General features: G+C 59.7%; 23 protein-coding genes. 7 read left to right on the top strand and 16 right to left on the bottom strand.

The genetic code is table 11. The features are described 5' to 3' along the window. Nucleotides 1–68: 68 nt before the first annotated feature. From ACP7D9_RS26670 to ACP7D9_RS26655, 4 genes are all read left to right on the top strand, one after another. Entirely contained in the window at nt 69–1,880 is a 1,812-nt protein-coding gene (locus ACP7D9_RS26670) for a penicillin-binding protein activator (protein ID WP_426160090.1), read from the top strand. Further along, nucleotides 1,880–2,242, top strand: coding sequence for a YraN family protein (locus tag ACP7D9_RS26665; protein ID WP_206421585.1), 363 nt, complete (start codon nt 1,880–1,882; stop codon nt 2,240–2,242). Before ACP7D9_RS26670 ends, ACP7D9_RS26665 begins: the two co-directional genes overlap by 1 nt. 101 nt (nt 2,243–2,343) lie before the next feature. Then, nucleotides 2,344–2,937 carry a phosphoheptose isomerase gene (locus tag ACP7D9_RS26660; RefSeq protein WP_008082788.1) on the top strand — a complete coding sequence of 198 codons (594 nt, stop codon included), beginning with the start codon at nt 2,344–2,346 and terminating at the stop codon, nt 2,935–2,937. Beyond that, nucleotides 2,934–3,512 carry a BON domain-containing protein gene (locus ACP7D9_RS26655; protein WP_101161952.1) on the top strand — a complete coding sequence of 193 codons (579 nt, stop codon included), beginning with the start codon at nt 2,934–2,936 and terminating at the stop codon, nt 3,510–3,512. Before ACP7D9_RS26660 ends, ACP7D9_RS26655 begins: the two co-directional genes overlap by 4 nt. 144 nt (nt 3,513–3,656) lie before the next feature. On the opposite strand, the gene ACP7D9_RS26650 is transcribed toward ACP7D9_RS26655, so the two are convergent. The 7 genes from ACP7D9_RS26650 to rplM all read right to left on the bottom strand — a co-directional run bounded on the left by ACP7D9_RS26650 (nt 3,657) and on the right by rplM (nt 8,546). Continuing rightward, nucleotides 3,657–4,070 carry a ClpXP protease specificity-enhancing factor gene (locus ACP7D9_RS26650; protein ID WP_016773263.1) on the bottom strand — a complete coding sequence of 138 codons (414 nt, stop codon included), beginning with the start codon at nt 4,068–4,070 and terminating at the stop codon, nt 3,657–3,659. A gap of 16 nt (nt 4,071–4,086) precedes the next feature. Further along, nucleotides 4,087–4,704, bottom strand: a complete 618-nt coding sequence (locus ACP7D9_RS26645) for a glutathione S-transferase N-terminal domain-containing protein (RefSeq protein ID WP_007961620.1) — start codon at nt 4,702–4,704, stop codon at nt 4,087–4,089. 146 nt (nt 4,705–4,850) lie between these two features. Next, complete coding sequence (locus ACP7D9_RS26640; RefSeq protein WP_101161951.1) at nt 4,851–5,633, bottom strand: cytochrome c1; 783 nt, start codon at nt 5,631–5,633, stop codon at nt 4,851–4,853. Beyond that, nucleotides 5,633–6,844, bottom strand: a complete 1,212-nt coding sequence (locus ACP7D9_RS26635; protein WP_101161950.1) for a cytochrome b — start codon at nt 6,842–6,844, stop codon at nt 5,633–5,635. The genes ACP7D9_RS26640 and ACP7D9_RS26635 overlap by 1 nt, the downstream gene beginning before the upstream one ends. Further along, on the bottom strand, nt 6,844–7,437 hold the full coding sequence (gene petA, locus ACP7D9_RS26630; protein ID WP_007917031.1) for a ubiquinol-cytochrome c reductase iron-sulfur subunit: 594 nt from the start codon (nt 7,435–7,437) through the stop codon (nt 6,844–6,846). The genes ACP7D9_RS26635 and petA overlap by 1 nt, the downstream gene beginning before the upstream one ends. Before the next feature lie 273 nt (nt 7,438–7,710). Further along, on the bottom strand, nt 7,711–8,103 hold the full coding sequence (gene rpsI / locus ACP7D9_RS26625; RefSeq protein ID WP_003228056.1) for a 30S ribosomal protein S9: 393 nt from the start codon (nt 8,101–8,103) through the stop codon (nt 7,711–7,713). A gap of 14 nt (nt 8,104–8,117) precedes the next feature. After that, nucleotides 8,118–8,546, bottom strand: a complete 429-nt coding sequence (rplM, locus tag ACP7D9_RS26620; RefSeq protein ID WP_003228062.1) for a 50S ribosomal protein L13 — start codon at nt 8,544–8,546, stop codon at nt 8,118–8,120. 244 nt (nt 8,547–8,790) lie between these two features. Here rplM and ACP7D9_RS26615 point away from each other — a divergent pair, with 244 nt between their 5' ends. Continuing rightward, nucleotides 8,791–9,831, top strand: coding sequence for an NADP(H)-dependent aldo-keto reductase (locus ACP7D9_RS26615; protein WP_426160089.1), 1,041 nt, complete (start codon nt 8,791–8,793; stop codon nt 9,829–9,831). A gap of 141 nt (nt 9,832–9,972) precedes the next feature. On the opposite strand, the gene ACP7D9_RS26610 is transcribed toward ACP7D9_RS26615, so the two are convergent. Next, entirely contained in the window at nt 9,973–11,109 is a 1,137-nt protein-coding gene (locus ACP7D9_RS26610; RefSeq protein WP_426160088.1) for an acyl-CoA dehydrogenase family protein, read from the bottom strand. Nucleotides 11,110–11,359: 250 nt separating this feature from the next. On the opposite strand from ACP7D9_RS26610, the gene ACP7D9_RS26605 reads away from it, so the two are divergent. Next, the gene (locus tag ACP7D9_RS26605) at nt 11,360–12,256 is read left to right on the top strand and encodes a GlxA family transcriptional regulator (RefSeq protein ID WP_178081235.1); all 897 of its coding nucleotides are present in this window, start codon (nt 11,360–11,362) and stop codon (nt 12,254–12,256) included. 208 nt (nt 12,257–12,464) lie between these two features. Here the strand turns inward: ACP7D9_RS26605 and zapE are convergent, their stop codons facing one another. The 3 genes from zapE to ACP7D9_RS26590 all read right to left on the bottom strand — a co-directional run bounded on the left by zapE (nt 12,465) and on the right by ACP7D9_RS26590 (nt 15,659). Further along, nucleotides 12,465–13,559 carry a cell division protein ZapE gene (gene zapE, locus ACP7D9_RS26600; protein ID WP_042609744.1) on the bottom strand — a complete coding sequence of 365 codons (1,095 nt, stop codon included), beginning with the start codon at nt 13,557–13,559 and terminating at the stop codon, nt 12,465–12,467. Between the two features lie 90 nt (nt 13,560–13,649). Then, entirely contained in the window at nt 13,650–15,005 is a 1,356-nt protein-coding gene (locus ACP7D9_RS26595) for a tryptophan--tRNA ligase (protein WP_426160087.1), read from the bottom strand. Between the two features lie 24 nt (nt 15,006–15,029). Next, nucleotides 15,030–15,659, bottom strand: coding sequence for an alpha/beta hydrolase (locus tag ACP7D9_RS26590; protein WP_313000733.1), 630 nt, complete (start codon nt 15,657–15,659; stop codon nt 15,030–15,032). Between the two features lie 144 nt (nt 15,660–15,803). Between ACP7D9_RS26590 and ACP7D9_RS26585 the strand changes: the two genes are divergently transcribed. Next, entirely contained in the window at nt 15,804–16,238 is a 435-nt protein-coding gene (locus ACP7D9_RS26585) for a YhcB family protein (protein ID WP_016773251.1), read from the top strand. Between the two features lie 254 nt (nt 16,239–16,492). Here the strand turns inward: ACP7D9_RS26585 and ACP7D9_RS26580 are convergent, their stop codons facing one another. The 5 genes from ACP7D9_RS26580 to ACP7D9_RS26560 form a co-directional block, all read right to left on the bottom strand. Beyond that, on the bottom strand, nt 16,493–17,227 hold the full coding sequence (locus ACP7D9_RS26580) for an OmpA family protein (protein ID WP_041479972.1): 735 nt from the start codon (nt 17,225–17,227) through the stop codon (nt 16,493–16,495). Nucleotides 17,228–17,344: 117 nt separating this feature from the next. Continuing rightward, a complete protein-coding gene (locus ACP7D9_RS26575; protein ID WP_426160086.1) occupies nt 17,345–17,989 on the bottom strand; it encodes an MBL fold metallo-hydrolase in 645 nt (214 codons plus the stop codon). A gap of 60 nt (nt 17,990–18,049) precedes the next feature. After that, nucleotides 18,050–20,785 (bottom strand): LuxR C-terminal-related transcriptional regulator, encoded by a 2,736-nt coding sequence (locus ACP7D9_RS26570; RefSeq protein ID WP_426160085.1) that lies wholly within the window; start codon nt 20,783–20,785, stop codon nt 18,050–18,052. A gap of 294 nt (nt 20,786–21,079) precedes the next feature. Further along, a complete protein-coding gene (locus tag ACP7D9_RS26565) occupies nt 21,080–22,444 on the bottom strand; it encodes a DUF1329 domain-containing protein (protein ID WP_101161938.1) in 1,365 nt (454 codons plus the stop codon). A 27-nt stretch (nt 22,445–22,471) separates the two neighbouring features. After that, nucleotides 22,472–24,361 carry a DUF1302 domain-containing protein gene (locus ACP7D9_RS26560; protein WP_426160084.1) on the bottom strand — a complete coding sequence of 630 codons (1,890 nt, stop codon included), beginning with the start codon at nt 24,359–24,361 and terminating at the stop codon, nt 22,472–22,474. Nucleotides 24,362–24,477: the final 116 nt, after the last annotated feature.

The following is a 24,477-nucleotide window of genomic DNA, read 5'->3' as shown; positions in this document are numbered from 1 at the left end:
ACATCGCGCCCCGGCCAGTGCTTGGGTACAATTCCACGCTAATTTGATCGAGTATCAGGAACACTTACATGATCGCTTGCCTGCGGCTGTTCACTGCCCTCTGCCTCGCTGCCCTGTTGGCCGCGTGTGCCAGCTCCCCTTCCTCCAGCCTTGGCGAACTTCCACGGACTCCGGACGCCAGCATCGAGCAACTGCTCGAACAGGCTGCCCAGGCTAAAACCCCGGAACAAGCCGCCCTGTTGCGCCTGAGCGCGGCAGACCAGGCTTACCGCCAAGGCAATGCCGGCCAGTCCGCGCAAATCCTGCAACAAGTGCCGATCGAGCAACTCAAGCCAGGCCAGCAGATTTTCGCCAATACGCTGTCCGCCGAACTGGCCATGACGCGCAATCAGCCGAAAGCTGCGCTAACTGCCCTGAGCCATCCAAGCTTCCAAAAGCTCGGTGAAATGCCGCAAGAGCAGCAAGTGCGCACCGGCACCGTTCATGCCCGCGCCCTGGAAGCCGACGGTCAGACATTGGCGGCTGCTCGCGAACGTGTGTTCATCGCACCAATGCTGGAAGGCGAAGCCGCGAGCAAGAACCACGAAGCGATCTGGACCCTGATCGCCTCGCTGCCAACCGATCAGCTGCAACCGAACACCACCGATGATCTCGGCGGCTGGATGGCACTGGCGCAAGCAGTGAAAACCGCAGGCACGCTGGAGCAGCAGCAAGCTGCGATCGACAACTGGCGCGCGCAGAATCCAAAGCACCCGGCAGCGATCAACCTGCCGCTGCCGCTGACCAAACTCAAGGAACTGGCCAGCCAGCCGCTGGGCAAAATCGTCCTGCTGCTGCCACAAGACGGCCAGTTGGCGTCGGTTGGCAAAGCGCTGCGCGAAGGCTTCATGGCGGCGCATTATCAAGCGCAACAGGCCGGTCAGAATCCGCCAGCGATTGAGTTTTACGACAGCTCGAAACTGACCTCGATGGACGAGTTCTATCGCAAGGCTCAGGCTGACGGCGTGCAGCTGGTGGTCGGCCCGCTGGAAAAACCACTGGTCAAGCAATTAAGCACCCGTCCGCAATTGCCGATCACCACCCTGGCGCTGAACTACAGCGAAGGCGAGCAAGGCCCGGCGCAATTGTTCCAGTTCGGTCTCGCTGCTGAAGACGAAGCTCGGGAAGTCTCGCGCCGCGCCCGTGCCGATGGCTTGCATCGCGCCGCGATCATGGTGCCGAAAGGCGAATGGGGTGATCGCGTGCTGCGCGCCTTCAGCCAGGACTGGCAGGCCAATGGCGGCAGCATCGTTGCCACCGAGCGAGTTGATCAGCCGGTGCAACTGGCGCAGCAGATTGCCGACATGTTCCAGTTGCGTCAGAGCGAAGCCCGCGCCAAGAGCCTGCAGAACGTTGCTGGTACCAACGTCGCAGCCCAGCCTTCACGCCGCCAGGACATCGAATTCATTTTCCTGGCCGCCACACCGCAACAGGCCCAGCAGATCAAGCCGACCCTGAACTTCCAGTACGCCGGTGATGTTCCGGTCTACGCGACTTCCCATGTGTACAGTGCCAGCGGCGACGTCAACCAGTACAACGACATGAACGGCATTCGCTTCTGCGAAACACCCTGGCTGCTGGAAACCAGCGATCCGCTGCGCCAGCAAGTCGCTGCGCAATGGCCGCAAGCCAACGGCAGCCTCGGTCGCCTCTACGCCATGGGCGCCGATGCCTATCGCCTGGCACCGCGCCTGGGTCAACTCAAAGCCCTGCCGGACAGCCGCATCGAAGGTCAGTCGGGCAGCCTTGGCATGACCCAGACCCAGCGCGTTGTGCGCCAGCTGCCGTGGGCGCAGTTTGTCAGCGGTCAGGTGCAGCGTCTGCCGGACACCCCACGCTGATGCCCGACAGGTCACGCTCGCAAAGCGGCAAGGATGCCGAGCGCCAGGCGCTCGAACATCTGCAACAACAGGGGCTGCGCCTGCTGGCGCAAAACTGGTTATGCAAACGCGGCGAGCTTGATCTGGTCATGCTTGATGGCGATACAGTAGTATTCGTTGAAGTTCGCTACAGAAAAAACACTCAATGGGGTGGCGCGCTCGCCAGTATCGACGAGCGCAAGCAGCAGAAACTGATCTTTGCAGCACAGTATTTTCTTCAGCGCGAGTCGCGTTGGGCCAATTCCCCCTGCCGCTTCGATGTGGTGGCGATCGACAGCCGCCCGAATCAGCTGAACTGGTTGCAGAATGCTTTCGACAGTTGATCGCCTGCACCCTGCCCCGTTTTCGTCCGACACATTTTGCTCTTTGCTTTGCGGGCTGCACATTCACGTGCCGAACAGCCGCGCCACTTAAGGTCACACAGATGGACATGCAATCCCGAATTCGCCAGCTTTTCCAGGCCAGTATCGACACCAAGCAACAGGCGATGGACGTACTTGCACCGCACATCGAGCAAGCCAGCCAGATCATGGTCAACGCCCTGCTCAACGAAGGCAAAATGCTCTCTTGTGGCAACGGTGGCTCGGCCGGCGACGCCCAGCATTTTTCCTCGGAACTGCTCAACCGCTTCGAGCGCGAACGCCCGAGCCTGCCGGCGATTGCGCTGACCACCGACACTTCTACGATCACTTCGATCGCCAACGATTACAGCTACAACGAAGTGTTCTCCAAACAGATCCGCGCGCTCGGTCAGCCGGGCGATGTGTTGCTGGCGATTTCGACCAGCGGCAACTCGGCGAACATTATTCAAGCGATCCAGGCCGCACATGATCGCGAAATGATTGTCGTAGCTTTGACCGGACGCGATGGCGGCGGCATGGCGTCGCTGCTGTTGCCCGAGGACGTGGAGATTCGCGTACCGGCCAACGTCACTGCACGTATTCAGGAAGTCCACTTGCTGGCGATCCATTGCCTTTGCGATCTGATCGACAGCCAACTGTTCGGGAGTGAAGAATGACCCCTAATCGCCTTGGCCTTCTGGCCTTGACCTTGTGCCTCGGCATCAGCGGCTGCACCTCGGTGGTGAATGCCAGCCGTGAAGCGCCGATCGAAGACGACCGTGGCACGCGCACCTTTGGCAGCAAGATCGACGATTCGCTGATCGAAACCAAAGCAGGCGTGAACATCGCCAAGGCCGACCCGGCTCTGGACAACGACTCGCACATTGTCATCACCAGCTTCAACGGCGTGGTATTGCTTGCCGGCCAGACGCCACGCGAAGACCTCAAGGCCAAGGCCGAACAGGCCGCCGCCAACGTCCAGCGCGTAAAGAAGGTGCATAACGAACTGCAAGTGCTGCAACCGTCCTCCCTGCTCGCTCGCCAGAACGACGCGTGGCTGACCACCAAGATCAAGACGCAGATGCTCACTGACGCCAGCATCCCTGGCTCGCGCATCAAAGTCGTGACCGAAAACGGCATCGTCTATCTGCTGGGCCTGCTGACCAAACAGGAAGCCAATCAGGCGACCAACCTGGTTCAGGGCGTGTCCGGTGTGCAGAAAATCGTGAAACTGTTCGAATACATCGACTGACCTGATTACGCAGGAGCTGTGTAGGAGCTGACGAGTGCAACGAGGCTGCGATCTCTTGATCTTGTGCTTCTAAAAACAGCCTTCGGCAGCTCCTACCCGGCCAAAGCAGACACAAAAAAGGCGATCCAACCGGATCGCCTTTTTTTATTTCACAACTTTCAAACTCGGCCGGCCACTTGGGCGCGGCGGCTCGCTGCCCGGAGGCGGCGAGTCGTCATCCGGATCAATGTCTTCCTCGTCATCCATCGGCAACTCGAGGTCAAACACCATCCCCTGGCCGTTCTCCCGGGCGTAGATACCCAGAATCGCGCTGATCGGCACATAGAGGCTGTGCGGAACACCGCCGAAGCGGCCTTCGAATGTCACCACGTCGTTGTCCATGTGCAGATGACGCACGGCACTCGGCGAGATGTTCAGGACGATCTGGCCGTCGCTGGCAAAACCCTGCGGCACCTGCACCGCCGGGTACTCGGAGTTGACCAGCATGTGCGGTGTGCAATCGTTATCCACAATCCACTCGTAGAGCGCGCGGACCAGATAAGGTCGACTGGAGTTCATAGCGGCTCCTTAAGCCTTAGCGCATATCGCGTTCGACACCAGACAGACTCGCCTGGAAAGCCTCACGCGCAAACTGACGCTCCATATAATCAAGCAGCGGCTTGGCCGGCCGCGGCAGTTCAATACCCAGAATCGGCAAACGCCAGAGTATGGGTAATAGGCAGCAATCCACCAGACTTTGTTCCTCACTGAGGAAGAACGGCTTGTCGGCGAACAGCGGCGAAACGCCGGTCAGGCTTTCGCGCAATTCCTTGCGCGCCACGACCCGTGCGGCCTCTTTGCTCTTGGGATCCAGAATCAGATCCACCAGTCCGCACCAGTCACGCTGAATCCTGTGAATCAGCAGACGGCTGTTGGCTCGCGCCACCGGATAAACCGGCATCAGCGGCGGATGCGGGTAACGCTCATCCAGATACTCCATCACCACGGTCGACTCCCACAACGCCAGGTCACGATCGACCAGCGTCGGCAGACTGCCGTAAGGGTTCACCTCAATCAGTTTAGGCGGCTGCCGGCCGGCTTCCACGTAAATGATTTCGGCGCTGACACCCTTCTCTGCAAGCACGATGCGCACTCGGTGGGAATAGTGGTCGGCGGGGTCGGAGTAACAGGCCAACCGATTGGTCACGCCCATGGCGATCCTCCTCGCTTGTTGAATTTGTCGGAACCGGAAAAACGCGCGCGCCCAGAGGGCACCTCCTGCAGGGTCTGACCGAGCAGACCCTGCTTTAGCGGAGGCGCCCTTGGGCGCGCGCGATTAACAGCAATGCTTGAAGCGTATCAGTGCACGTCTTTCCAGTATTCACGCTTGAGCAGGTAGGCGAACACGAAGAAGAACGCCAGGTACAGCAAGACATAAGTACCGATGCGCTGATGTTGCAGCTTAACCGGGTTAGCCGAGTAAGCCAGGAAGGTTACCAGATTCTTGACCTTCTCATCGAACTGCTCTTCGTTCAGAGCACCGGACTTGGGCACGATGGTCAACTGATCGCACGCTTCATGAGTCAGCGGCGTGCCGGTCAGTGGATCGTATTGCTTCTTGCCGTCCTCGACGATCTGCACCTGCTTGCAGCCGACAACCTGGCGACCCTGCAGGCCAACCAGTACGTTCGGCATGCCGACGTTCGGGAAGACCTTGTTGTTGACGCCCCAAGGACGCGCCGGATCTTCGTAGAACGACTTCAGGTAACCGTAGAGCCAGTCGGTGCCGCGCACGCGTGCTACGAGGGTCAGATCCGGCGGCGCCGCGCCAAACCACGTTTTCGCGTCGGCCGGCTGCATGCCGATGTTCATGTGGTCACCGATCTTGGCGCCCGTGAATACAAGCTTCTCCAGCATCAATTCGTGCGGTATGCCGAGGTCATCGGCAACGCGCTCGTAACGCTGGAACTTGGCGCTGTGGCAACCCATGCAATAGTTGGCAAAGGTCCGCGCACCATCCTGCAGGGCAGCTTTGTCGGAGACGTCGATATCGACACTTTCCAGTTCCGGACCATGCCCCCCGGCGGCAAAAGACAGGGCAGGCAGCGCAGCAAAAATCAGAGCAAAAAATAACTTTTTCATCAGCCAGTCACCCTTTCCGGAACCGGTTTGGTCTTCTCGAGCCGGGTGTAGAACGGCATCAGAATGAAGTAGGCGAAGTACAGGAAGGTGCAGACCTGCGACAGCAACGTGCGCCCCGGCGTCGGCGCAAGCACACCGAGCACACCCAGGATCACGAAGGAAATGCAGAACACCACCAGCCAGATCTTGCTCAGCCAGCCCTTGTAGCGCATCGACTTGACCGGACTGCGATCCAGCCACGGCAGCACGAAGAGCACCGCAATGGCCGCGCCCATGGCAATTACGCCCATGAGTTTGTCCGGCACCGCGCGCAGGATTGCGTAGAACGGTGTGAAGTACCAGACCGGAGCAATATGCTCAGGAGTCTTGAACGGGTTAGCCGGCTCGAAGTTAGGCTTTTCGAGGAAGTAGCCGCCCATTTCCGGGAAGAAGAACACAATGAAGCAGAAAATGAACAGGAACACCACGACGCCGACAATATCCTTCACCGTGTAGTACGGGTGGAATGCGATGCCGTCCAGGGGAATACCGTTTTCGTCTTTGTGCTTCTTGATATCAACGCCGTCAGGGTTGTTCGAACCCACTTCGTGCAGCGCCAGAATGTGCAGCACCACCAGACCAAGGATCACGATCGGCAGCGCAACAACGTGCAAGGCGAAAAAGCGGTTCAGGGTGATTCCGGAAATCAGGTAGTCACCACGAATCCACTGGGTCAGGTCATCGCCGATCAGCGGAATCGCACCGAACAGCGAGATGATCACTTGGGCACCCCAGTAGGACATCTGGCCCCACGGCAGCAGGTAACCCATGAATGCTTCGGCCATCAGCGCCAGGTAAATCAGCATGCCGAACACCCAGACCAGCTCGCGCGGCTTTTGATACGAACCGTAGAGCAAGCCACGGAACATGTGCAGGTACACAACAATGAAGAACGCCGAGGCGCCAGTCGAGTGCAGCAGACGCAGGATCGAGCCGTACTCGACGTCGCGCATGATGTATTCGACGGAAGCGAAAGCCTCTTCTGCCGACGGCGTGTAGCTCATGGTCAGCCAGACACCGGTGACGATCTGATTGACCAGCACCAGCAGCGCCAGGGAACCGAAGAAATAGAAGAAGTTGAAGTTTTTTGGAGCGTAATACTTGCTGAGATGGTCTTCCCACATTTTGGTCGCGGGAAAGCGCGCATCAACCCAGTCCATGAACTTGCTCATCACGCTTTCTCCGTATCGACGCCAATGACAATCAGGTCATCAGTCTCATAGGAATGCGGGGGAACTGGCAGGTTCAAGGGCGCAGGTTGCGACTTGTAGACGCGGCCAGCCAGATCGTAGTGGGAACCGTGACAAGGGCAGAAATAACCGCCTACCCAGTCTTTGCCCAGATCAGCAGGTGCCACTTCGGGACGGAAGGTCGGTGAGCAACCCAGGTGGGTACAGATCCCGATCAGCAGCAGAATTTCCGGCTTGATCGAGCGTACTTCAGGGTCGACATAAGTGGGTTGTGTGGAGTTTTTGGAAGTCGGATCAGAGAGCTGGCCCTCGATCTTCTTGAGATTCCCCAGGATTTCCTCAGTACGGCGGACAATGAATACCGGCTGGCCGCGCCACTCAGCAATCATCTGCTGGCCTGGCTCGATTTTGCTGACATTCACTTTCACCGGTGCACCGGCAGCTTTTGCCTTGGCACTGGGAAACCATGACCCCACGAACGGGACCGCAGCCCCCACCGCTCCTGCAGCACCCACCACGGATGTGGCTGCCACCAAGAAGCGACGCCGGCCTGCATTCACGCCGTCATTGCTCATTCAGTCCTCTCCCATCAGCTTTTTTGGCCTGTTAAATCAGGCGTCTACTAAATAAATCAAATGTTACTTATAAAAATTTTGCCCGAATGGTAATGAAAACCCCCAATTCTGACAAGGTTAATTCCCTGGGGCTAAGCCCCTTAAGCCTTGGAGTATAGGGGGTCTACGGCTGTGGCAAGTTGTCACAACGCAATTCTTTGATAAATCGCAGGCATAAAAAAACGCCCGCTTCCGTGAGGAGGCGGGCGTTCTTTTTTGAACGTGGAAGCGGAATTAACGCTTCGAGTACTGCGGACGCTTACGCGCTTTACGCAGACCCACTTTCTTACGTTCAACTTCACGGGCGTCGCGGGTAACGAAGCCAGCTTTGCGCAGAGCGCTACGCAGGGTTTCGTCGTAGTCCATCAGAGCACGAGTGATGCCGTGGCGGATTGCGCCAGCCTGACCACTTACACCACCGCCGATCACGGTGACGTAGATGTCGAACTTCTCGACAGTCTCGGTCAGCTCCAGCGGCTGACGAACTACCATGCGGGCAGTTTCGCGGCCGAAGAAGTTATCCAGCGAACGGTTGTTGATGGAGATGTTACCAGTACCCGGACGCAGGAAAACGCGTGCGGTTGCGGTCTTGCGACGGCCAGTGCCGTAATTTTGAGTCGCCGACATAATGAACTATTCCGTTAAATCTTCAGTTCTTGGGGCTGCTGAGCAGTATGAGGGTGTGCAGCGCCCGCATAGACTTTCAGCTTACGGTACATGTCGCGACCCAGTGGGTTTTTAGGCAGCATGCCTTTAACCGCGGTCTCGATCACGCGCTCAGGGGCTTTGGCGATCAGCTTTTCAAAGTTGATCGACTTGATGCCGCCCGGGAAACCGGAGTGGGAGTAGTACATTTTGTCAGTGGTTTTAGCGCCGGTAACACGGATCTGCTCGGCGTTGATGACGACGATGTAGTCGCCGGTGTCAACGTGAGGAGTGTACTCAGGCTTGTGCTTGCCACGCAGACGGCTCGCGATTTCGGTGGCCAGACGACCCAGGGTCTGACCAGCAGCGTCGACGACAAACCAGTCGCGCTTTACTGTTTCCGGTTTAGCAGTAAAAGTTTTCATTCTTTATAGCCTCAGGGGCCGCCTGTAAATAAGACGGCGGATCTTACTGAATAGTGCGTACTTTGACAAGTCAAAGGCAGCCGGATACAGACGCTTTCGGGGGCTCGGGTCGGCGCGTCCGTTCAACGGCAAGATTCTTCGGCGGCGGCGCATCACTTCCACTGCAGAAAGAGGTCGGCAATTATGCAGATTGCGAAAATTTTTTCAACCTGCTTTTATGATTGTTTTGCCCAAGGAGCACCCGATGGACTATCGCCAGCTAGGCCGTACCGACCTGAACGTGAGCGCAATCTGCCTCGGCACCATGACCTGGGGCGAGCAAAACACTGAAGCTGAAGCCTTCGCCCAGATCGAGCGGGCCAAGGAAGCCGGGATCAATTTCATCGACACCGCCGAGATGTACCCGGTACCGCCAAAAGCCGAAACCTACGCCACTACCGAGCGCTACATCGGCAATTACTTCAAGAGTCGCGGCGACCGTGCCAACTGGATCCTTGCCAGCAAGATCGCCGGCCCCGGCAACACCATCGACTACATCCGCGATAAAAACCTGCGCCACAACCGCCAGCACATCACTGAAGCGCTGGACGGCAGCCTCAAGCGCCTGCAGACCGATTACATCGACCTGTACCAGTTGCACTGGCCGGAGCGCAGCACCAATTTTTTCGGCCAGTTGGGCTACAAGCACAAGATCGAAGCCAACCTGACCCCACTCGAAGATACCCTCGAGGCTCTTGACGAGCAGGTGAAGGCCGGCAAAATCCGCCACATCGGCCTGTCCAACGAGACGCCGTGGGGCACCATGCGTTTTCTCGCGCTGGCCGAAGCCCGTGGCTGGCCGCGTGCGGTGTCGATCCAGAACCCGTACAACCTGCTCAATCGCAGCTTCGAAGTGGGGCTGGCGGAAATCGCCATTCGCGAACAGTGCGGCCTGCTGGCCTATTCGCCGCTGGCGTTCGGCTTTCTTTCCGGCAAGTACGAAGGCGGCGCCCGGCCACCGAAAGGCCGCCTGAGTCTCTACAGCCGCTTCAGCCGCTATTTCAACCCACAATCGGAGGCGGCGTGCAGCCGTTACGTTGCGCTGGCCCGTGAACATGGTCTGGATCCGGCGCAAATGGCCCTGGCCTTTGTGACCCAGCAACCCTTCGTCACCAGCAACATCATCGGCGCGACGACGCTGGAACAGCTGGACAGCAACATTGCCAGTTTTGATCTGAAACTGTCTGATGAAGTGCTGGCCGGGATTGAGGCGATTCACAAGGATCATCCGAATCCCGCGCCTTGACCCACCGCCCAACCGTCCCGTCTGATCGTTCCCACGCTCCGCGTGGGAATTTTTCCCGTGACGCTCCGCGTCACATCCACAGCGGAACGCGGAGCGTCCCCGGCGGCATTGCCACGCAGAGCGTGGGAACGATCATGCCTCTCAGAGCGACCGCGCAATAATCTCCTTCATGATTTCGTTGGTGCCGGCATAAATCCGCTGTACCCGTGCATCCGCCCACGCCCGGGCGACCGGGTATTCCCACATGAAGCCGTAACCGCCATGCAGTTGCACACACTCGTCGAGTACTTTGCATTGCAGGTCGGTGCCCCAATACTTGGCCATCGCCGCTGTCGGCACATCGAGTTTGCCCTGCAGGTGCAGCTCCAGGCAGCGGTCGACGAAGACCCGGCCGATCTGAATCTCGGTAGCCATTTCGGCCAGTTTGAAGCGGGTATTCTGGAAATCGGCAATCGCCTTGCCGAACGCCTTGCGATCACGGGTGTAATCCAGCGTCCATTGCAGCGCCGCCTCGGCCGAGGCCAGCCCGCCGATGGCCACGGTCAGTCGCTCTTGCGGCAACTCCTGCATCAGATACGCAAACCCGGCACCCGCCTGGCCGAGAAGGTTTTCCTTCGGCACGCGCACGTCCTGGAAGAATAGTTCCGAAGTGTCCTGCGCTTTCATGCCGACCTTTTCCAGGCGCTTGCCCTTCTCGAAGCCCGGCGTATTCGCCTCCACCAGAAACAGGCTGGTACCCTTGGCCCCAGCCTTCGGGTCGGTCTTGGCCACCACGATCACCAGGTCAGCCAGGAAGCCGTTGGTGATGAAGGTTTTCGAGCCGTTGATCACATATTCGTCACCGTCCAGCACCGCCGTGGTTTTCACGCCTTGCAGGTCGGAACCAGCGCCAGGCTCGGTCATGGCAATCGCTGTGACCACTTCGCCCGAGGCCAGTTTAGGCAAGTATTTGTGCTTCAGCGCCTCGCTGCCGTAATGCAGGATGTACGGCGCGACGATGTCCGAATGCAGCGAAAACCCGATGCCGGTCAGCCCGAGACGCCCGACCTCTTCAATCACCACGGCGCTGTAGAGGAAGTCCGCGCCCAGCCCGCCGTACTCCTCCGGCAAATGCGAACAGAGCATCCCGGCCTCCCCCGCTTTGTTCCAGAGTGCGCGATCGATGTACCCCTGCTTCTCCCACTGCGCGTGATACGGCACAGCTTCTTTTTCGAGGAAAGTTCGTACGCTGTCGCGGAACAATTCGTGCTCGGAACTGAACAGGGTTCTGGGGATCATGCGGCACCTTTCTTTGTTGTTGGAGGGATAAGGCTCTCAGAGACTAAGCCCGACTCCTGCTACGGGACACTGGACACATCCGACAAAAAATAAGACGATCCAGCCGTCTGGTGGCCACTTTCCCTTATAAAAACAAAACAAAAGTTGAATTATGTCCAAGCACGTCTCCCCGCCCTTGCGGCGCGTCAGCATCCTGGCTATCGACCGGGTTTTCGCTTACACCCTCATGCAGGCCAAGGATTTTTTCCACGTGGCCAGCCTGCGTTACGGCAAACAACTGGGCCATGGCCTGACGCCGGCGTTCGAAACGCGCCTGGTCAGCCCCGATGGCAAACCGGTGAAAAGCTTCAGCGATGTAGTCATGCCGGTCGACGGCGGCCTGGAAAACGCCGATGTGATCATCCTCCCGGCGTTCTGGGACGATTTCGATACGCTGTGCGGCCGTTACCCGCAAATCCTGCCGTGGCTGCGCGAACAGCATGCGCGCGGCGCGGTGTTGTGCGGCGAAGCCACTGGGGTGTTCTGGCTTGCCGAAGCCGGGCTGCTCAATGGCAAGGAAGCGACCACCTATTGGCGCTTCTTCAATGCCTTCGCAGAGCGCTTCCCCAAGGTCTATCTGAATCAGGACAAGCACCTGACCGATGCCGACAACCTCTACTGTGCCGGCGGCACCACCTCAGCCTGCGATCTCTATATCTATCTGATCGAACGCTTCTGCGGCTCGAACGTAGCGCAGGCCGTGGCCCGCGACATCCTGTACGAGGTGCAGCGCAGTTACTCGCCGGGGCGTATCGGCTTCGGCGGGCAAAAGCTGCACCAGGACGTCATCATCCTGCAGATCCAGCACTGGCTCGAAGAGCATTTCGCCGACAAGTTTCGCTTCGAAGACGTCGCTCGCGAGCATGGAATGAGCATCCGCAACTTCATGCGCCGCTTCCAGACCGCCACCGGCGACAAGCCACTGCATTACTTGCAGCGCCTGCGCATCGAGACCGCCAAGGGTTTGCTCTCCGGCACGCGCAAGAGCATCAAGACCATCAGCTATGAGGTCGGTTACGACGATGCGAGTTTCTTCGCACGATTGTTCCGCCAGCACACCGAACTGTCGCCGAACCAGTATCGGCAGCAGTTCCAGCAGGCTGCGTAGCCCTCTGTACACATGATGATCGTTCCCACGCTCTGCGTGGGAATGCCGCCATCGGACGCTCTGCGTCCGCTTCGCAAGTGACGCGGAGCGTCACGGGATGCATTCCCACGCGGAGCGTGGGAACGATCAGTTGGCGCGCGGCCGGATAAAAACCGAGTACAAAAAAGGGCCCGCAATCGCAGGCCCTTTTTTTGTAATGCGAGGCTGTTTAAGGCTTGTGCGCCCGCGACAGAAACTCGTGAGATTGCATCTCCAGCAGTCGGCTCAGCGTGCGCTGGAACTCGAACGTCAGGCGGCCGCCAGTGTAAAGATCCTTCAGCTCGACTTCGGCAGAAATGATCAGTTTGACGTTGCGGTCGTAGAACTCGTCGACCATGTTGATGAAGCGCCGGGCGATGTCGTCGGTGGTGACGCTCATCTGCTCGACGCCGCTGAGCAGCACGGCGTGGAAGATCTTGCCCAGTTCGATGTAGTCGTTCTGGCTGCGCGGGCCGTCGCACAGTTCGCGGAAGTCGAACCAGGCCACGTCGTCGCAAGTGCGCAGCGCACGGATTTCGCGGTTTTCGATGATCAGCACATCATTTTCCACCGCCGCGGTGCACTCCGGTGTCAGCGCCTTGAAGCTCTTGCGCAGGCTTTCGTGAGCGGCTTCGTCGAGCGGATAGTGGAACAGCTCGGCTTGCTCGAGGTGACGCAGACGATAATCGACGCCGCTGTCGACGTTGACGATCTCGGTGTTCTGCTTGATCAGCGCGATGGCAGGCAGGAAACGCGCACGTTGCAGACCGTCCTTGTACAGACCGTCCGGGACGATGTTCGAGGTCGCAACCAGGGTCACGCCATTCTTGAACAGCTCTTCCATTAAGGTGCCGAGGATCATCGCGTCGGTGATGTCGGAGACGAAGAACTCATCGAAGCAGATCACCCGCGACTCGGTCGCGAAGCGCTTGGCGATGATGGTCAGCGGGTTTTTCTCGCCGCCGAGGGTTTTCATCTCTTCGTGCACACGCTTCATGAAACGGTGGAAGTGGGTGCGGGTCTTTTCCTTGAACGGCAGCGCTTCGAAGAACGTGTCGACCAGGTAAGTCTTGCCGCGACCGACGCCGCCCCAGAAATACAGGCCCTTGACCGGTGCCTGATCCTTTTTGCCAAACAGCTTGCCGAGAAATCCCGGCTTGTTCTGGTCGGCGGCGATCAAGTCGTCGTACAGACGCTGCAGGTGACGCACAGCAGTTTCCTGCGCGGCGTCATGGAAGAAGTCCGGGCGTTTCAGATCAGCTTGATATCGTTCTAGGGGCGTCATAATTCGTTAGCAAGGCAACAAAAACGGGCCGTCACTGTAGCGACGGCCCGCAGGAATGGCAATCGGCCCTTGGTCGGGTCGTGCCGCCGATCAGTCCTGAGCTGGAGTCAGCGCGACGCGCAGTGCCGCAATGGCCGCGTCCCGCGCAGCCGCGTCGGCGAACGCCGGGCTGTCGCCGACGCACTCACCCGCCAGCCAGACGCTGAAGCTCAGTTCTTCAGTACGCACGTCCAGCGGCTCACCGGACTGCAGCTGCTTGGTCACCTGCCCGGCAGTTTTGCCGTCAGCGAAGTTGCGCGACAGCAACAGTTGCTCGCCATCAGCCGCCAACAGACGGAAACGGAAGCTGCCGTCAGCTTCGCGGAAGCTGACGAAACGCGCGGCTTTCGCGGCCTTCTTTTTGGTGGTCGCGGCGACCTGAACCTGATTGACGAAAGAACGCAGGCCAACGGCTTCGCGCAATTCATTGAGGAACGGCGTGGCCACGGCGCGGGCCTTCTTTGCGCCGATCTGCAGAATGTCTTCCAGGTCCGCCGGGCGCTCGATCAACTGGTGATATTTCTCGCGCGCCTCGCCCAGATCGCTGTCGAGCAACTGGAACAGACGATTCTTCGCCTCGCCCCAACCCAGACCACCGAGCAGTTCGCTGCGGAATTCGTCAGCCTGCGCCGGGGTAGCGAAGGCCTGGAACAGCGTGAACAAGTGCGAGTTGTCCGGATCCTTGGCTTCGCCCGGGGCCTTGGAGTCGGTGACGATCCGCGAGATCGCGTCCTTCATCTCCTTGGCGCTGGAGAACAGCGGGATGGTGTTGTCGTAGCTCTTCGACATCTTGCGACCGTCGAGGCCCGGCAACGTCGCCACGCTTTCTTCGATCAGCGCTTCGGGCATGGTGAAGAATTCTTTGCCTTGGCCGAAGAGGTGGTTGAAACGCTGGCCGATGTCTCGGGCCATTTCCACGTGCTGAATCTGATCGCGACCGACCGGCACATTGTGCGCGTTGAACATCAGGATGTCTGCGGCCATCAGCACCGGGTAGCTGTAGAGGCCCATGGTGATACCGGCGTCCGGGTCTTCGCCGGTTTCGACGTTCTTGTCCACCGAGGCCTTGTAGGCGTGCGCACGGTTGAGCAGACCTTTGGCCGCGACGCAGGTCAGCAGCCAGGTCAGCTCGGGGATTTCCGGGATATCGGACTGGCGGTAGAAGGTCACGCGATCGACATCGAGGCCACCGGCCAGCCAGGTCGCGGCGATTTCCAGACGCGAGCGCTGGATGCGCAGCGGGTCATCGCATTTGATCAAAGCGTGGTAATCGGCCAGGAAGTAGAACGAATCGGCCTGGCTGTCGCGGCTGGCAAGGATTGCCGGGCGGATGGCGCCGGCGTAGTTGCCCAGGTGCGGCGTGCCGGTGGTGGTAATGCCGGTGAGAATGCGGGTACGGTTGGTCATGGGTAATCGCTTGTCAGACTGCAATCAATTCGAGATACGCGGCAGCAGCAGATCCTTGAGATCGGTCAGCTTGCCGTGAAAAAAGTGTCCGCATTCTGCCACTTTCAGCAGCTCATGGGGGCGCTGGAGTTGTTCCGACCATTGGTAGACCAGTTGCGGATCGATGACTTCGTCGGTTTCCGGCTGGATCACGGTCAATGCGCCGTGCTGCGGCAGTTGATCCTGCTCGCCCAGACGCATCACCGCCGGGGCAACCATGAACAGATGCTGAGTCTGCACGCCCTGTGCTTCGAGACGGCCGCCGAGACTTGCTGCAACAAATCCGCCGAAGGAGAAACCGAACAGGGTCAGCGGCAGGTTCGGGTGTTTTTCGCGCAGCCATGTGGCGGCGGCCTGAGCGTCGTCGACCTCACCGGTGCCCATGTCGTGCGTGCCCTGGCTGGCGCCGACGCCGCGATAGTTGAAGCGCAAGGTGATCAGGCCTGCATCGCGCGCGGTGCGCTGCAGGGTCGAGACCACCTTGTTGAGCATGGTGCCGCCCTGCACCGGGTTCGGATGGCAGATCAGCGCGATGCCGCGCGGCTGCTCGTTATCCAGGTACAGGGACTCCAGTTGACCCACCGGGCCGTCAATCACTACAGGGGTTTCGCGCATCAGCAAGGGAGGAACTCCGTGACCTCGAATCGGGTCGACTCGTCTAGCAAATTGTCTGTGCCGATCTATTGCGAGTGAATCGCGGTATACAGCGCAGGTTCGAGCCGTTAACGTAAAGCAAAGCCGTTTATAGAGGAAGGACTCGTGGAACACTCGCTCTTAGTTTGGTTGTTACCGACTCTTGCCCTGGTTGTGGGTGTCGCCATTGGATTCCTGATCGCGCGCGTTGCGCCGAACGCCGCACCGAGCCGTACGCAGCGTCAACTGGATGATATCCAGGAGCGTTTCGACAGTTATCAGAACGAAGTGGTCACCCACTTCAACAGCACCGCGATGCTGGTCAAGAAGCTGACCCAGAGCTATCAGGAAGTGCAGGACCACCTCGCCGAGGGCGCCAATCGTCTGGCCCTGGACGAGCAGACCCGCCAGCGCCTGATCGCCGCCCTGCACGCCGACGCGGCGCAGGCACCACGCGAACGCCTGACGCCACCGCGCGATCAGGAACCGCCGCGTGATTACGCACCGAAATCGCCAAATTCACCGGGCATGCTCGATGAGCACTATGGTTTGAAGAAGTAATCAGGGTTCGCGCCCAACAAAAAGCCCCCGGACAATGCTGTTGTCCGGGGGCTTTTTTGTATCGGCTGATTTTGCGGTGACAACACTGGCCTCTTCGCGGGCAAGCCCGCTCCCACAGAGGTCAGGTGTGGAACACAGATTTTGTGGCCACCGCCAATACCTGTGGGAGCGGGCTTGCCCGCGAAGAGGCCGGCACTGCCCAGACAAAAAAAGCCCGATCACAGGATCGGGCATTTCTTCAATCAGGCAATCGCTTACGGATACTGCTGCACCGTACCCGGCTGTTGCTGCTGACCACCATATTGCTGGCCCGGAATCGCCTTCAGGTTGACTTCAACCCGGCGGTTTTGCGCGCGGCCGTTGACGTCACCGTTGCTGGCAATCGGGTTATCCGGGCCGGCGCCACGTGCCGACAGGTTGGCGCCGCTGACGCCTTGCGACGTCAGGTAGGTCGCCACGCTCTGCGCACGACGCTGGGACAGGTCCATGTTGTGCTGGCGGCTGCCGGTGCTGTCGGTGTAGCCGACGATTTCAATCTGGTTCTGGTTGAATTCCTTCAGCGAGTTGGCCAGGTTGTTCAACGGCTGGTAGAAGCTCGGGGCAATGTTCGCCGAATCGGTGGCGAAAGTGATGTTGCCCGGCATGATCAGCTTGATCTGATCGCCCTGACGCTGCACTTCAACGCCAGTGTTGGCCATGCTCGCGCGCAGTTTCTTTTCCTGCTGGTCGGCGTAGTAGCCGTAGCCGGCCGCGGAGGCACCGACGACGGCGGCGCCGATCAACGCGCCCTTGCCACGGTTATCGTGACCGATGGCGGCACCGGCGAGCGCGCCGGCCAGCGCACCGAGGCCACCGTATTTGGCGGTTTTGCTCATGCCTTGCGAGCCACCGTCGGCCTGCCCCTGATTGTCATACGGGTTAGGCGAGGCGCAGCCGGACAGCACGGCCACGGCAGTAGCGACAATAATCAAACGACGCGTGGTGAACATGGAGAGCTCCTACATTTTTTGCATTCTATGGTGCAGCGGCCATCGATGAATGGACCCGTGCGGGCGTTGGATCATGACAATGCCTAAAAATTCCGCCCGGCACTCGTGACAAAAAATTCAGGCACGCACAAACGGGTTCTCACGCATCTCGTCGCCCAAGCGAGTGTCCGGCCCATGGCCGGTCACCACGGTTGCGTCCTCGTCCAGCGTATACAGCCGCTGCTTGATCGAACGCACGATGGTTGCCTGATCGCCGCCCCATAAATCCGTGCGTCCTACCCCGCGACGAAACAGCGTGTCGCCGGCTATCAACAGCTTAGCCTCGGAAAACCAGAAGCTCATGGAACCCGGTGTATGTCCCGGCGTGTGCAGCGCCACGCCGCAGCCGCAGGCCAGTTCTTCGTCATCGCTCAGCCAACGATCCGGCGACGGTACCGGGGTGTAAGGCACGCCGAACATCTGGCATTGCATCTCCAGGTTGTCCCAGAGGAACTGGTCTTGCTTGTGCAAATGCAGCGTCGCACCGGTTTTCTCCTTCATCTGCCCGGACGCCAGAAAGTGGTCGAGGTGCGCGTGGGTGTGGATGATGCTGACGACTTTCAGACCATGGGCGTCGAGGCGCGCCATGATCAGGTCAGGGTTACCGCCCGGATCGACGACGATGGCTTTTTTTGTGATGGGGTCGCCGATGATCGTGCAGTTGCACTGGAGCGGGCCGACGGGGAAGGTTTCGCGGATAAGCGCAGGGCTGGGCGTGGTCATGGAAAAATCCTGGGCAGGTTAAACACCGTTGGCAACGGCCGATGGCAAATTTTACCGTTGCTAAAGCAATAACCCCAACGCCTTCGCCCGCGCCACCGCCTGCGTACGCCGCTCGACCCCGAGCTTGCTGTTGATGTGGCTGGCGTGGGTTTTCACGGTGTGCAGGGAAATGAACAACTGCTCGCTGATTTCCTGATTCGAACAGCCCTGAGCAATCAGGCGCAGTACTGCCAACTCACGGCTGCTGAGTTGTTCGGTCGCTGAGCTTTCCCCGCTCGGGCGCGGAGCAACCGTTGGAAAATGCGTGAGCAATTGCTGGCTGACCGCGTTGCAAGTGAGCGCCTGCAATTGCCCTCGCAACCAGTCGGCATGGCTTCTGAGCAGTGCATCAAAAGGTTGATAGACACCGCCTGCAGCGGCTTCCAGCGCCAGATTCAAGGTTTTGCGCGCCTCGGGCTCTCGTCCGCTCGACAGCAATAGCGCCACCTTCTGCGTCAACGCCATCACACTGAGCAACTGGCGCCCGGTCAGCTGGCCGTTTTCATGCAACACGTTCAAGCGCCCTTCGGCGAGCATCGACTGCCCCTGAATCACATCGAGCAGCGCCTGTTGCAGCTCCACGTGCAGTGGCAGCTGTGGATGAAACTCTGGCGGTGCGGCAGCGTGTTCGCCGGTATAGGTCTGACCCAGTCGCGCGAGCCACGCTTCGGCGAGATCGATGCGGCCCTGGGCCAGCCATAGCTCGCATTTGACCAGGGTGATCATCGCCAGATAGTAGATCGGCGGCACGTCCCAGATGTGCATCAGGCGTTCGGCTTCGGCAAGCTCGGCAAAGGCCTTGGCGAACTCGCCACTGGCGCCATCCAGGCGGGCGATCACGCAGTGACCGATCAGCACGCTGATGTCACGACAGGCCCGCGCTTCGCCAATCCCCGCCAGCAGACGCACGCGTGCAGCCTGAGGCTGCAGACGCATTGCCAGCAGAAAACCCTCGTACAGCGTCAACCGCGCGCGCACGGCGTAGAGTCGTTGCGGCGACAATCCACACAAGCGCTCCAGGCCCTGATGCACCTCATCAAGCGCTCGCAATATTTCGCCACGCGACTGCAACACCCGGGCACGGTCGTAATGCGCCAGCGCTTCGAACAAAGGATTGCCCACCCGTTGCGCCAGCTCAAGGGATTCACGGTTCAAGCCACGGGCGCGCCATAAATCACCGTCGGCGATCGCCAGATTGGACAGCGTCGACAAGCACATCAGGCGCTGGCCATAGCGCTTGGCCGGCAGGCTCTCCAACGCTTCGCTGCAATAGCGCAGCGTCAATTCGCGATGGCCGCGCCCGCGGGCAATGATCCCGCTCAGCGCCAGCCATTGCGCCAGCATCGATTTCTGCGCGGTAGCAGAAGGCGCCGGCAGGAAGCGGCTCAAATGGCTGGCCAGCTCTTCGGCGGCATCGAGCTGACAGGCCAGGCCCAGTGCCCAGCTGTAGAGTACGATCAGCCGTGGCGTACTGATCAGCAGGCTGTCGGGCAAGTCCATTTTCCAGCGCAACAGCATGCCGACGTTCTGCTCGGCAAGCAGTTGTTCCTCGGACAGGTTCTGTACCAGGTTCGCCGCGACATCCAGATGCCCGGCGCGCAAGGCCTGCTCCACCGCTTCGTCGAGCAAGCCCTGGGCATTGAACCAGCGGCAGGCGCGCAAATGCAGGGAGGCGGTCGGCACCATCGCCTGCGCGATCGGCCGGCTGCGCAACAAGTCAGAAAACAGATGGTGATAACGATACCAGTGGCCGTGCTCGTCCAGCGGCACCAGGAAAACCTGATGGGCAAGCAGAAAGCGCAGGATCTCGGCGCTGTCGTGGGCTTCGCGGACGGCGTCGCACAGTTCGCTGCAAAAGCGTTCCTGCGGGGCGGTTTCGTAGAGAAACGATTGCACTTCGGCGGGCAGGCAATCGATGACCTCTTCGAGCAGATAGTCGCGAATCAGGCCTTCGCCGCCATTCAGCGCTTGCGGCAGCGCGGCATCGTTGCCCGCTTCGGACGCCGCAAGCAGCCAGAAGCGCAGGCCGGCGACCCAGCCTTCGCTGCGCTGGATCAGGTTTTCCAGCGCTTCGCCGCGCAGTGAGCTGCTGTGGCGATCAAGCAAGGTCAGTGCTTCGTCGTGGGTCAGGCGCAAATCCTGTTCGTGCAACTCAAGCAACTGCCGCGACAGGCGCAAACGCGCCAGATGCCAGTCCGGGCGCTGGCGGCTGGTGACCATCACCAGCAGGCCATCGGGAAGATGATTGAGAAAAAATTGCAGGCAACGATCCAGCACTGGCCCTTGGGCGAGGTGGTAGTCGTCGAGCACCAGCAGCAACGGCGCAGCAGGATCGAGATGCAGCGCCAGCTCATCGAGCAGTCCGTCGAGCCACTCTTCGAAGGCAAACGGCTGATGGCGCTGACGCATTTTCAACAGCCCGAGAGCGCCCGCGCCCAACGCGGGAAAATAGTCTTGCAGACCTTCAAGCAAGCGTTCAAGAAACCGCCCCGGATCGCTGTCTCGCGGACTCAGACCCAGCCAGAGACTTTGCCAATGCGCCGGCAGACTCTGACAGAACTCCACTGCCAGCGAACTCTTGCCGAACCCGGCCGGGGCGCTGACCAACAGCAACCGCCCACCGAGCCCGGCCTGCAGACGCTGGCAAAGGCGCGGTCGCAGAACATAGCCGTCAGGCAGCGGCGGGCGGAAAAAACGCCCGTCCAGTGCGGCGACGGTAATGCTTGCGGGACCCGGAAGTGGGGACAGATCAGTCATGGCCGGCTCTTGTTCGAAGGCGATTGGCGGCGTTGCAGATGTCCGCAGCCTAGCCTTAATCGAACCGGTTATGAAGGTTGCTGCTACAAATGGCTACAAAAAGGCTACATCCACCCGCCTTCCCTGTAGGAGCTGCCGAAGGCTGCGATCTTTTGATGCTGATCTGCAGAAATCAAAGGCGAAAGATCGCAGCCTTTGGCAGCTCCTACAAAAAAGCGATGTTAAAAGCCAAAAAAAACGCCCCGAACCGGTCGGGGCGTTTTCACGAGGATGCTGCCTCGGGTTTACGCAGGTTTAGCGAACACCGTCCTGACGCAGAGCCGCCGGGGTGAAGTCGCTGGTGGTGGCGGTGAAGCCGAAGTCATACGCCTGCTTCTCTTCGTTCTTCATGCCCAGTGCCAGGTAACGGCCGGACTGCAGGTCGTAGAGGGTTTCGAGGGCGTACCACGGCACTTGCTTGTCGTAGTAGTTCTCGGCATGCGCCTCGGCTACGCGCCACAGTTGGCCACGACCGTCGTAGTGGTCGATCACTGCTGCTTGCCAGGTGTCCTCGTCGATGTAGAAGTCACGCTTGGCGTAGATATGGCGCTGACCTTCCTTCAGGGTCGCGACGACATGCCAGACGCGGCGCAGCTCGTAACGTGCCAGGTCCTGGTTGATGTGACCGGCCTTGATGATGTCCGAGTACTTGAGCTTCGGATCGTCGAGCTTGTAGCTGTCGGAAGCGATGTACATCTCTTTCTTGCCTTCGAGCTTCCAGTCGTAACGATCCGGAGCACCGTTGTACATGTCGAGGTTGTCAGAGGTACGCAGGCCGTCGGCGGCAGTACCCGGGCCGTCATATGACACTTGCGGTGCACGACGCACGCGGCGCTGACCGGCGTTGTAGACCCATGCCGAACGCGGCTCTTTCACCTGATCGAGAGTTTCGTGCACCAACAGAACGCCACCGGCCAGACGCGCCGGCGCGGTCACTTTCTGCTTGAAGTAGAACAGGATGTTGCCCGGGTTCGCCGGATCGTAGTCCTTCATCTTGTCGCGGAACACGAACTGATCCTGGAAGTAGACCAGGCTGTACGAGCCGTTCGGTTGCGGCGTGGCCTGGGTCACCAGACGGGTCACGCTGCCGCCACGATAGCGGGTGATGTGGTTCCAGATCACTTCCACACCGGTTTTCGGAATCGGGAACGGCACGGCGGTATCGAAGTTTTCCAGACCGTTGCCGCCGGACACCAGGTTGGTGCTGGTGGCGTTCTTCTTGATGGCGGCGAACACGTTATCCGGCACGGTGGCGCCGCGATGGGACGGATAGACCGGCATCTTGAAGGTTTCCGGGTAGCGCTTGAACATCGCGTACTGGCCCGGGGCAAGCTTGTCCTTGTACTTGTCGACATCCTTGGCTGTGATGGTGAACAGCGGCTGCTCACTGGCGTAAGGGTTGGACAGGAAGCCCTTGCTGTCGACGCTGCCGGCATTTTTCGGCAGCGGTTTCCAGGCCGGGATCGAACCATCGGCATTACCCGCCATTTCCGCGCCCATCGGCGTCAGGCTCTTGCCCAGTTTATCCGCTTCGGCAGCAGGCACCGCCGCCATGACGCTGGTCGCCAGCAGCGACAGGCCCAGAACACCGGCGTGGAACAGACTCTTTGTTATTTTCATAAATTCGTTCGTCCTGAAATGCAGTGCTTAGAAGTTCACGCCGAAGCTGAGCGCCACGAAGTCGCGGTCATCCACGGTGGTGTACTTGCCATCGAAGAAATTGGTGTAAGCCAGGCTCGCGGTGTAGGTGTTCTGGTATTCGGCATCGACGCCCAGGCTGACCGCCTTGCGACCTTCTTCGAAGTTGCCGCCAGGGCCTGGCGAGTAACCGCTGACGTCGTGGGACCAGGCCACGTTCGGCTTGAGGTTCACACCGGCAAACACGTCGTTGTATTCCCAGATGGCACGACCACGGTAGCCCCACGACATCGAGGTGGTGAAACCGTCGTTGTCGCAATTGCGGCTGCGATTGTTTTGCGGCGAACCAGGGCCTGCGCCGTTGATGGTGCTGGCGTTGAGGATGTTGGCGCAGGTATCGACTGTGCCAGTGGCCGGCAACTCACCCGGACCGTAGACCGGATCGCGGCCATAACGCTTGTCGGAACGGCTTTCCAGGCCACCGACGTAGGTCGCGCCGACTTCACCGACGAGGGTCAGACGGCTGGCGCCCATGACCTGATCGAAGAAGTGCGTGAAGGTCGTTTGCAGTTGGGTGATTTCCTTGCGCTCGTAGCCATGCAGATCCTGACCCGGCACGCCGGTCAGCAGCGAAGCGTTGGTCAGTGCACCGCCCAGTGGACGTACGCCGGCAAACAGGATGTCGGTGGAGTTCAATTGCACCGGCGCGTTCGGACGGTAGCTGATCTCACCGCTCCACGCCGTACCGGTAGGCAGGGTGGTGGAGAAGCTCAGACCGTAGAGACGAATGTCTTCAGGATATTCGATGAAGTAATTGGAGTTGCCCGCCACCAGCAGCGGCGCGAGCGCGGCGAACGGCCCCGGCAACGCGGCGGCACTGTTGTAGACCGACTGCGGTGCGCCGGTGGCGCTGAAGATCGGCGCACGGCTGTGGTAGTTCATGAAGTAGGCGCCGAACTCGGTGTCGAGTGGCTCGAACATGTATTTGAGGGAGGCGCCCCACTGACCGCTGTCACGTGCGTCGCGGTCCGGCCCTCGGCGCACCAGGACACCTTCCTGGTTCACATCGACGCCGGCATTGGCCAATGGCCCCAGAGCAATGGCCGGAATCTGCGAACGTTTGTTCAGCACGCGCAGATTGTTGTCGCAACCGTCGGCAACGATGTCCGGCTGGGAGAAGAAGGTGCCGCAGTTGTCGACGACGGTCTGATCCCATTCCAGTTGATAGAACGCTTCGGCCGAGAGGTTATCGGTGAGGCTCTGCGACACGTAGAACATGTTGACCGGAATCAGGCCTTCCTTGATCTCGGCGCCTGGGCGACGGAACGCGGAGACGTCGATCGGGTTGATCGAGTTGATGCCGCCGCCGATGAAGGTACTTTCACCCCAGCTCACGACCTGTTTGCCCAGACGCACGGAGCCCGGCTGATCGGCAATCGCATAGTTGTGGTAGACGAAGGCGTCGAGGATCTGCCCGCCGGAGGACTTGGCGCCCTCTTTGCGGTTGCTGTCGCTGATGTCCTTGAACTGGCGGCTCTCGTCCTTCAGTTCGAAGTCGTACCAGTACTTGCCACGGACGAACACGCCGGTGTCGCCGTATTTCAATTCAAGGTCATGGATGCCCTTGAAGATTTTCGAAAAGGTTTCGCCACTCTTGAAGTTGGTGTGACCGTCATCGGAGGTCTGCGACAGGCCATGGCCGCCGTTGTTGACGCCGATGAGGTTCTTGTTCGGGCTCTGAGTAGACCAACTGGCACCGATCGACAGGGACGAGTCGAACTGGCCTTCGATTTCACCGACGTTGAAACTGACGCCGAATGCAGGTCCGGCGAGCGAGGAGGCAAGGCTGACCGCCAGAGGCAGTTTCGCCCGGCGCCAGAACTGGTTTACTGAGGTCATCGACGCTACTCCATGTGCATTATTGTTATGGCAGTGAGTACTTTTAAAAACGCTGTGGAGGACCGGGCGCCAGGGCTGCCCGAAATCGCTCCAGAGTTGCTCGCCCCGTTCAGTGC

Source organism: Pseudomonas sp. TSRC2-2 (assembly GCF_049897785.1).
In the GTDB taxonomy this organism is placed as follows: domain Bacteria; phylum Pseudomonadota; class Gammaproteobacteria; order Pseudomonadales; family Pseudomonadaceae; genus Aquipseudomonas.
The sequence above is the reverse complement of the archived record's forward strand: the minus strand, read 5'-3'. Positions and strand labels throughout refer to the sequence as shown.

Bases quoted from the DNA above. Each gene is read 5' to 3' on its own strand.
- ACP7D9_RS26670 (WP_426160090.1), top strand. From the start codon at position 69: ATGATCGCTTGCCTGCGGCTGTTCACTGCCCTCTGCCTCGCTGCCCTG.
- ACP7D9_RS26665 (WP_206421585.1), top strand. From the start codon at position 1,880: ATGCCCGACAGGTCACGCTCGCAAAGCGGCAAGGATGCCGAGCGCCAG.
- ACP7D9_RS26660 (WP_008082788.1), top strand. From the start codon at position 2,344: ATGGACATGCAATCCCGAATTCGCCAGCTTTTCCAGGCCAGTATCGAC.
- ACP7D9_RS26655 (WP_101161952.1), top strand. From the start codon at position 2,934: ATGACCCCTAATCGCCTTGGCCTTCTGGCCTTGACCTTGTGCCTCGGC.
- ACP7D9_RS26650 (WP_016773263.1), bottom strand. From the start codon at position 4,070: ATGAACTCCAGTCGACCTTATCTGGTCCGCGCGCTCTACGAGTGGATT.
- ACP7D9_RS26645 (WP_007961620.1), bottom strand. From the start codon at position 4,704: ATGGGCGTGACCAATCGGTTGGCCTGTTACTCCGACCCCGCCGACCAC.
- ACP7D9_RS26640 (WP_101161951.1), bottom strand. From the start codon at position 5,633: ATGAAAAAGTTATTTTTTGCTCTGATTTTTGCTGCGCTGCCTGCCCTG.
- ACP7D9_RS26635 (WP_101161950.1), bottom strand. From the start codon at position 6,844: ATGAGCAAGTTCATGGACTGGGTTGATGCGCGCTTTCCCGCGACCAAA.
- petA (WP_007917031.1), bottom strand. From the start codon at position 7,437: ATGAGCAATGACGGCGTGAATGCAGGCCGGCGTCGCTTCTTGGTGGCA.
- rpsI (WP_003228056.1), bottom strand. From the start codon at position 8,103: ATGTCGGCGACTCAAAATTACGGCACTGGCCGTCGCAAGACCGCAACC.
- rplM (WP_003228062.1), bottom strand. From the start codon at position 8,546: ATGAAAACTTTTACTGCTAAACCGGAAACAGTAAAGCGCGACTGGTTT.
- ACP7D9_RS26615 (WP_426160089.1), top strand. From the start codon at position 8,791: ATGGACTATCGCCAGCTAGGCCGTACCGACCTGAACGTGAGCGCAATC.
- ACP7D9_RS26610 (WP_426160088.1), bottom strand. From the start codon at position 11,109: ATGATCCCCAGAACCCTGTTCAGTTCCGAGCACGAATTGTTCCGCGAC.
- zapE (WP_042609744.1), bottom strand. From the start codon at position 13,559: ATGACGCCCCTAGAACGATATCAAGCTGATCTGAAACGCCCGGACTTC.
- ACP7D9_RS26595 (WP_426160087.1), bottom strand. From the start codon at position 15,005: ATGACCAACCGTACCCGCATTCTCACCGGCATTACCACCACCGGCACG.
- ACP7D9_RS26590 (WP_313000733.1), bottom strand. From the start codon at position 15,659: ATGCGCGAAACCCCTGTAGTGATTGACGGCCCGGTGGGTCAACTGGAG.
- ACP7D9_RS26580 (WP_041479972.1), bottom strand. From the start codon at position 17,227: ATGTTCACCACGCGTCGTTTGATTATTGTCGCTACTGCCGTGGCCGTG.
- ACP7D9_RS26575 (WP_426160086.1), bottom strand. From the start codon at position 17,989: ATGACCACGCCCAGCCCTGCGCTTATCCGCGAAACCTTCCCCGTCGGC.
- ACP7D9_RS26570 (WP_426160085.1), bottom strand. From the start codon at position 20,785: ATGACTGATCTGTCCCCACTTCCGGGTCCCGCAAGCATTACCGTCGCC.
- ACP7D9_RS26565 (WP_101161938.1), bottom strand. From the start codon at position 22,444: ATGAAAATAACAAAGAGTCTGTTCCACGCCGGTGTTCTGGGCCTGTCG.
- ACP7D9_RS26560 (WP_426160084.1), bottom strand. From the start codon at position 24,361: ATGACCTCAGTAAACCAGTTCTGGCGCCGGGCGAAACTGCCTCTGGCG.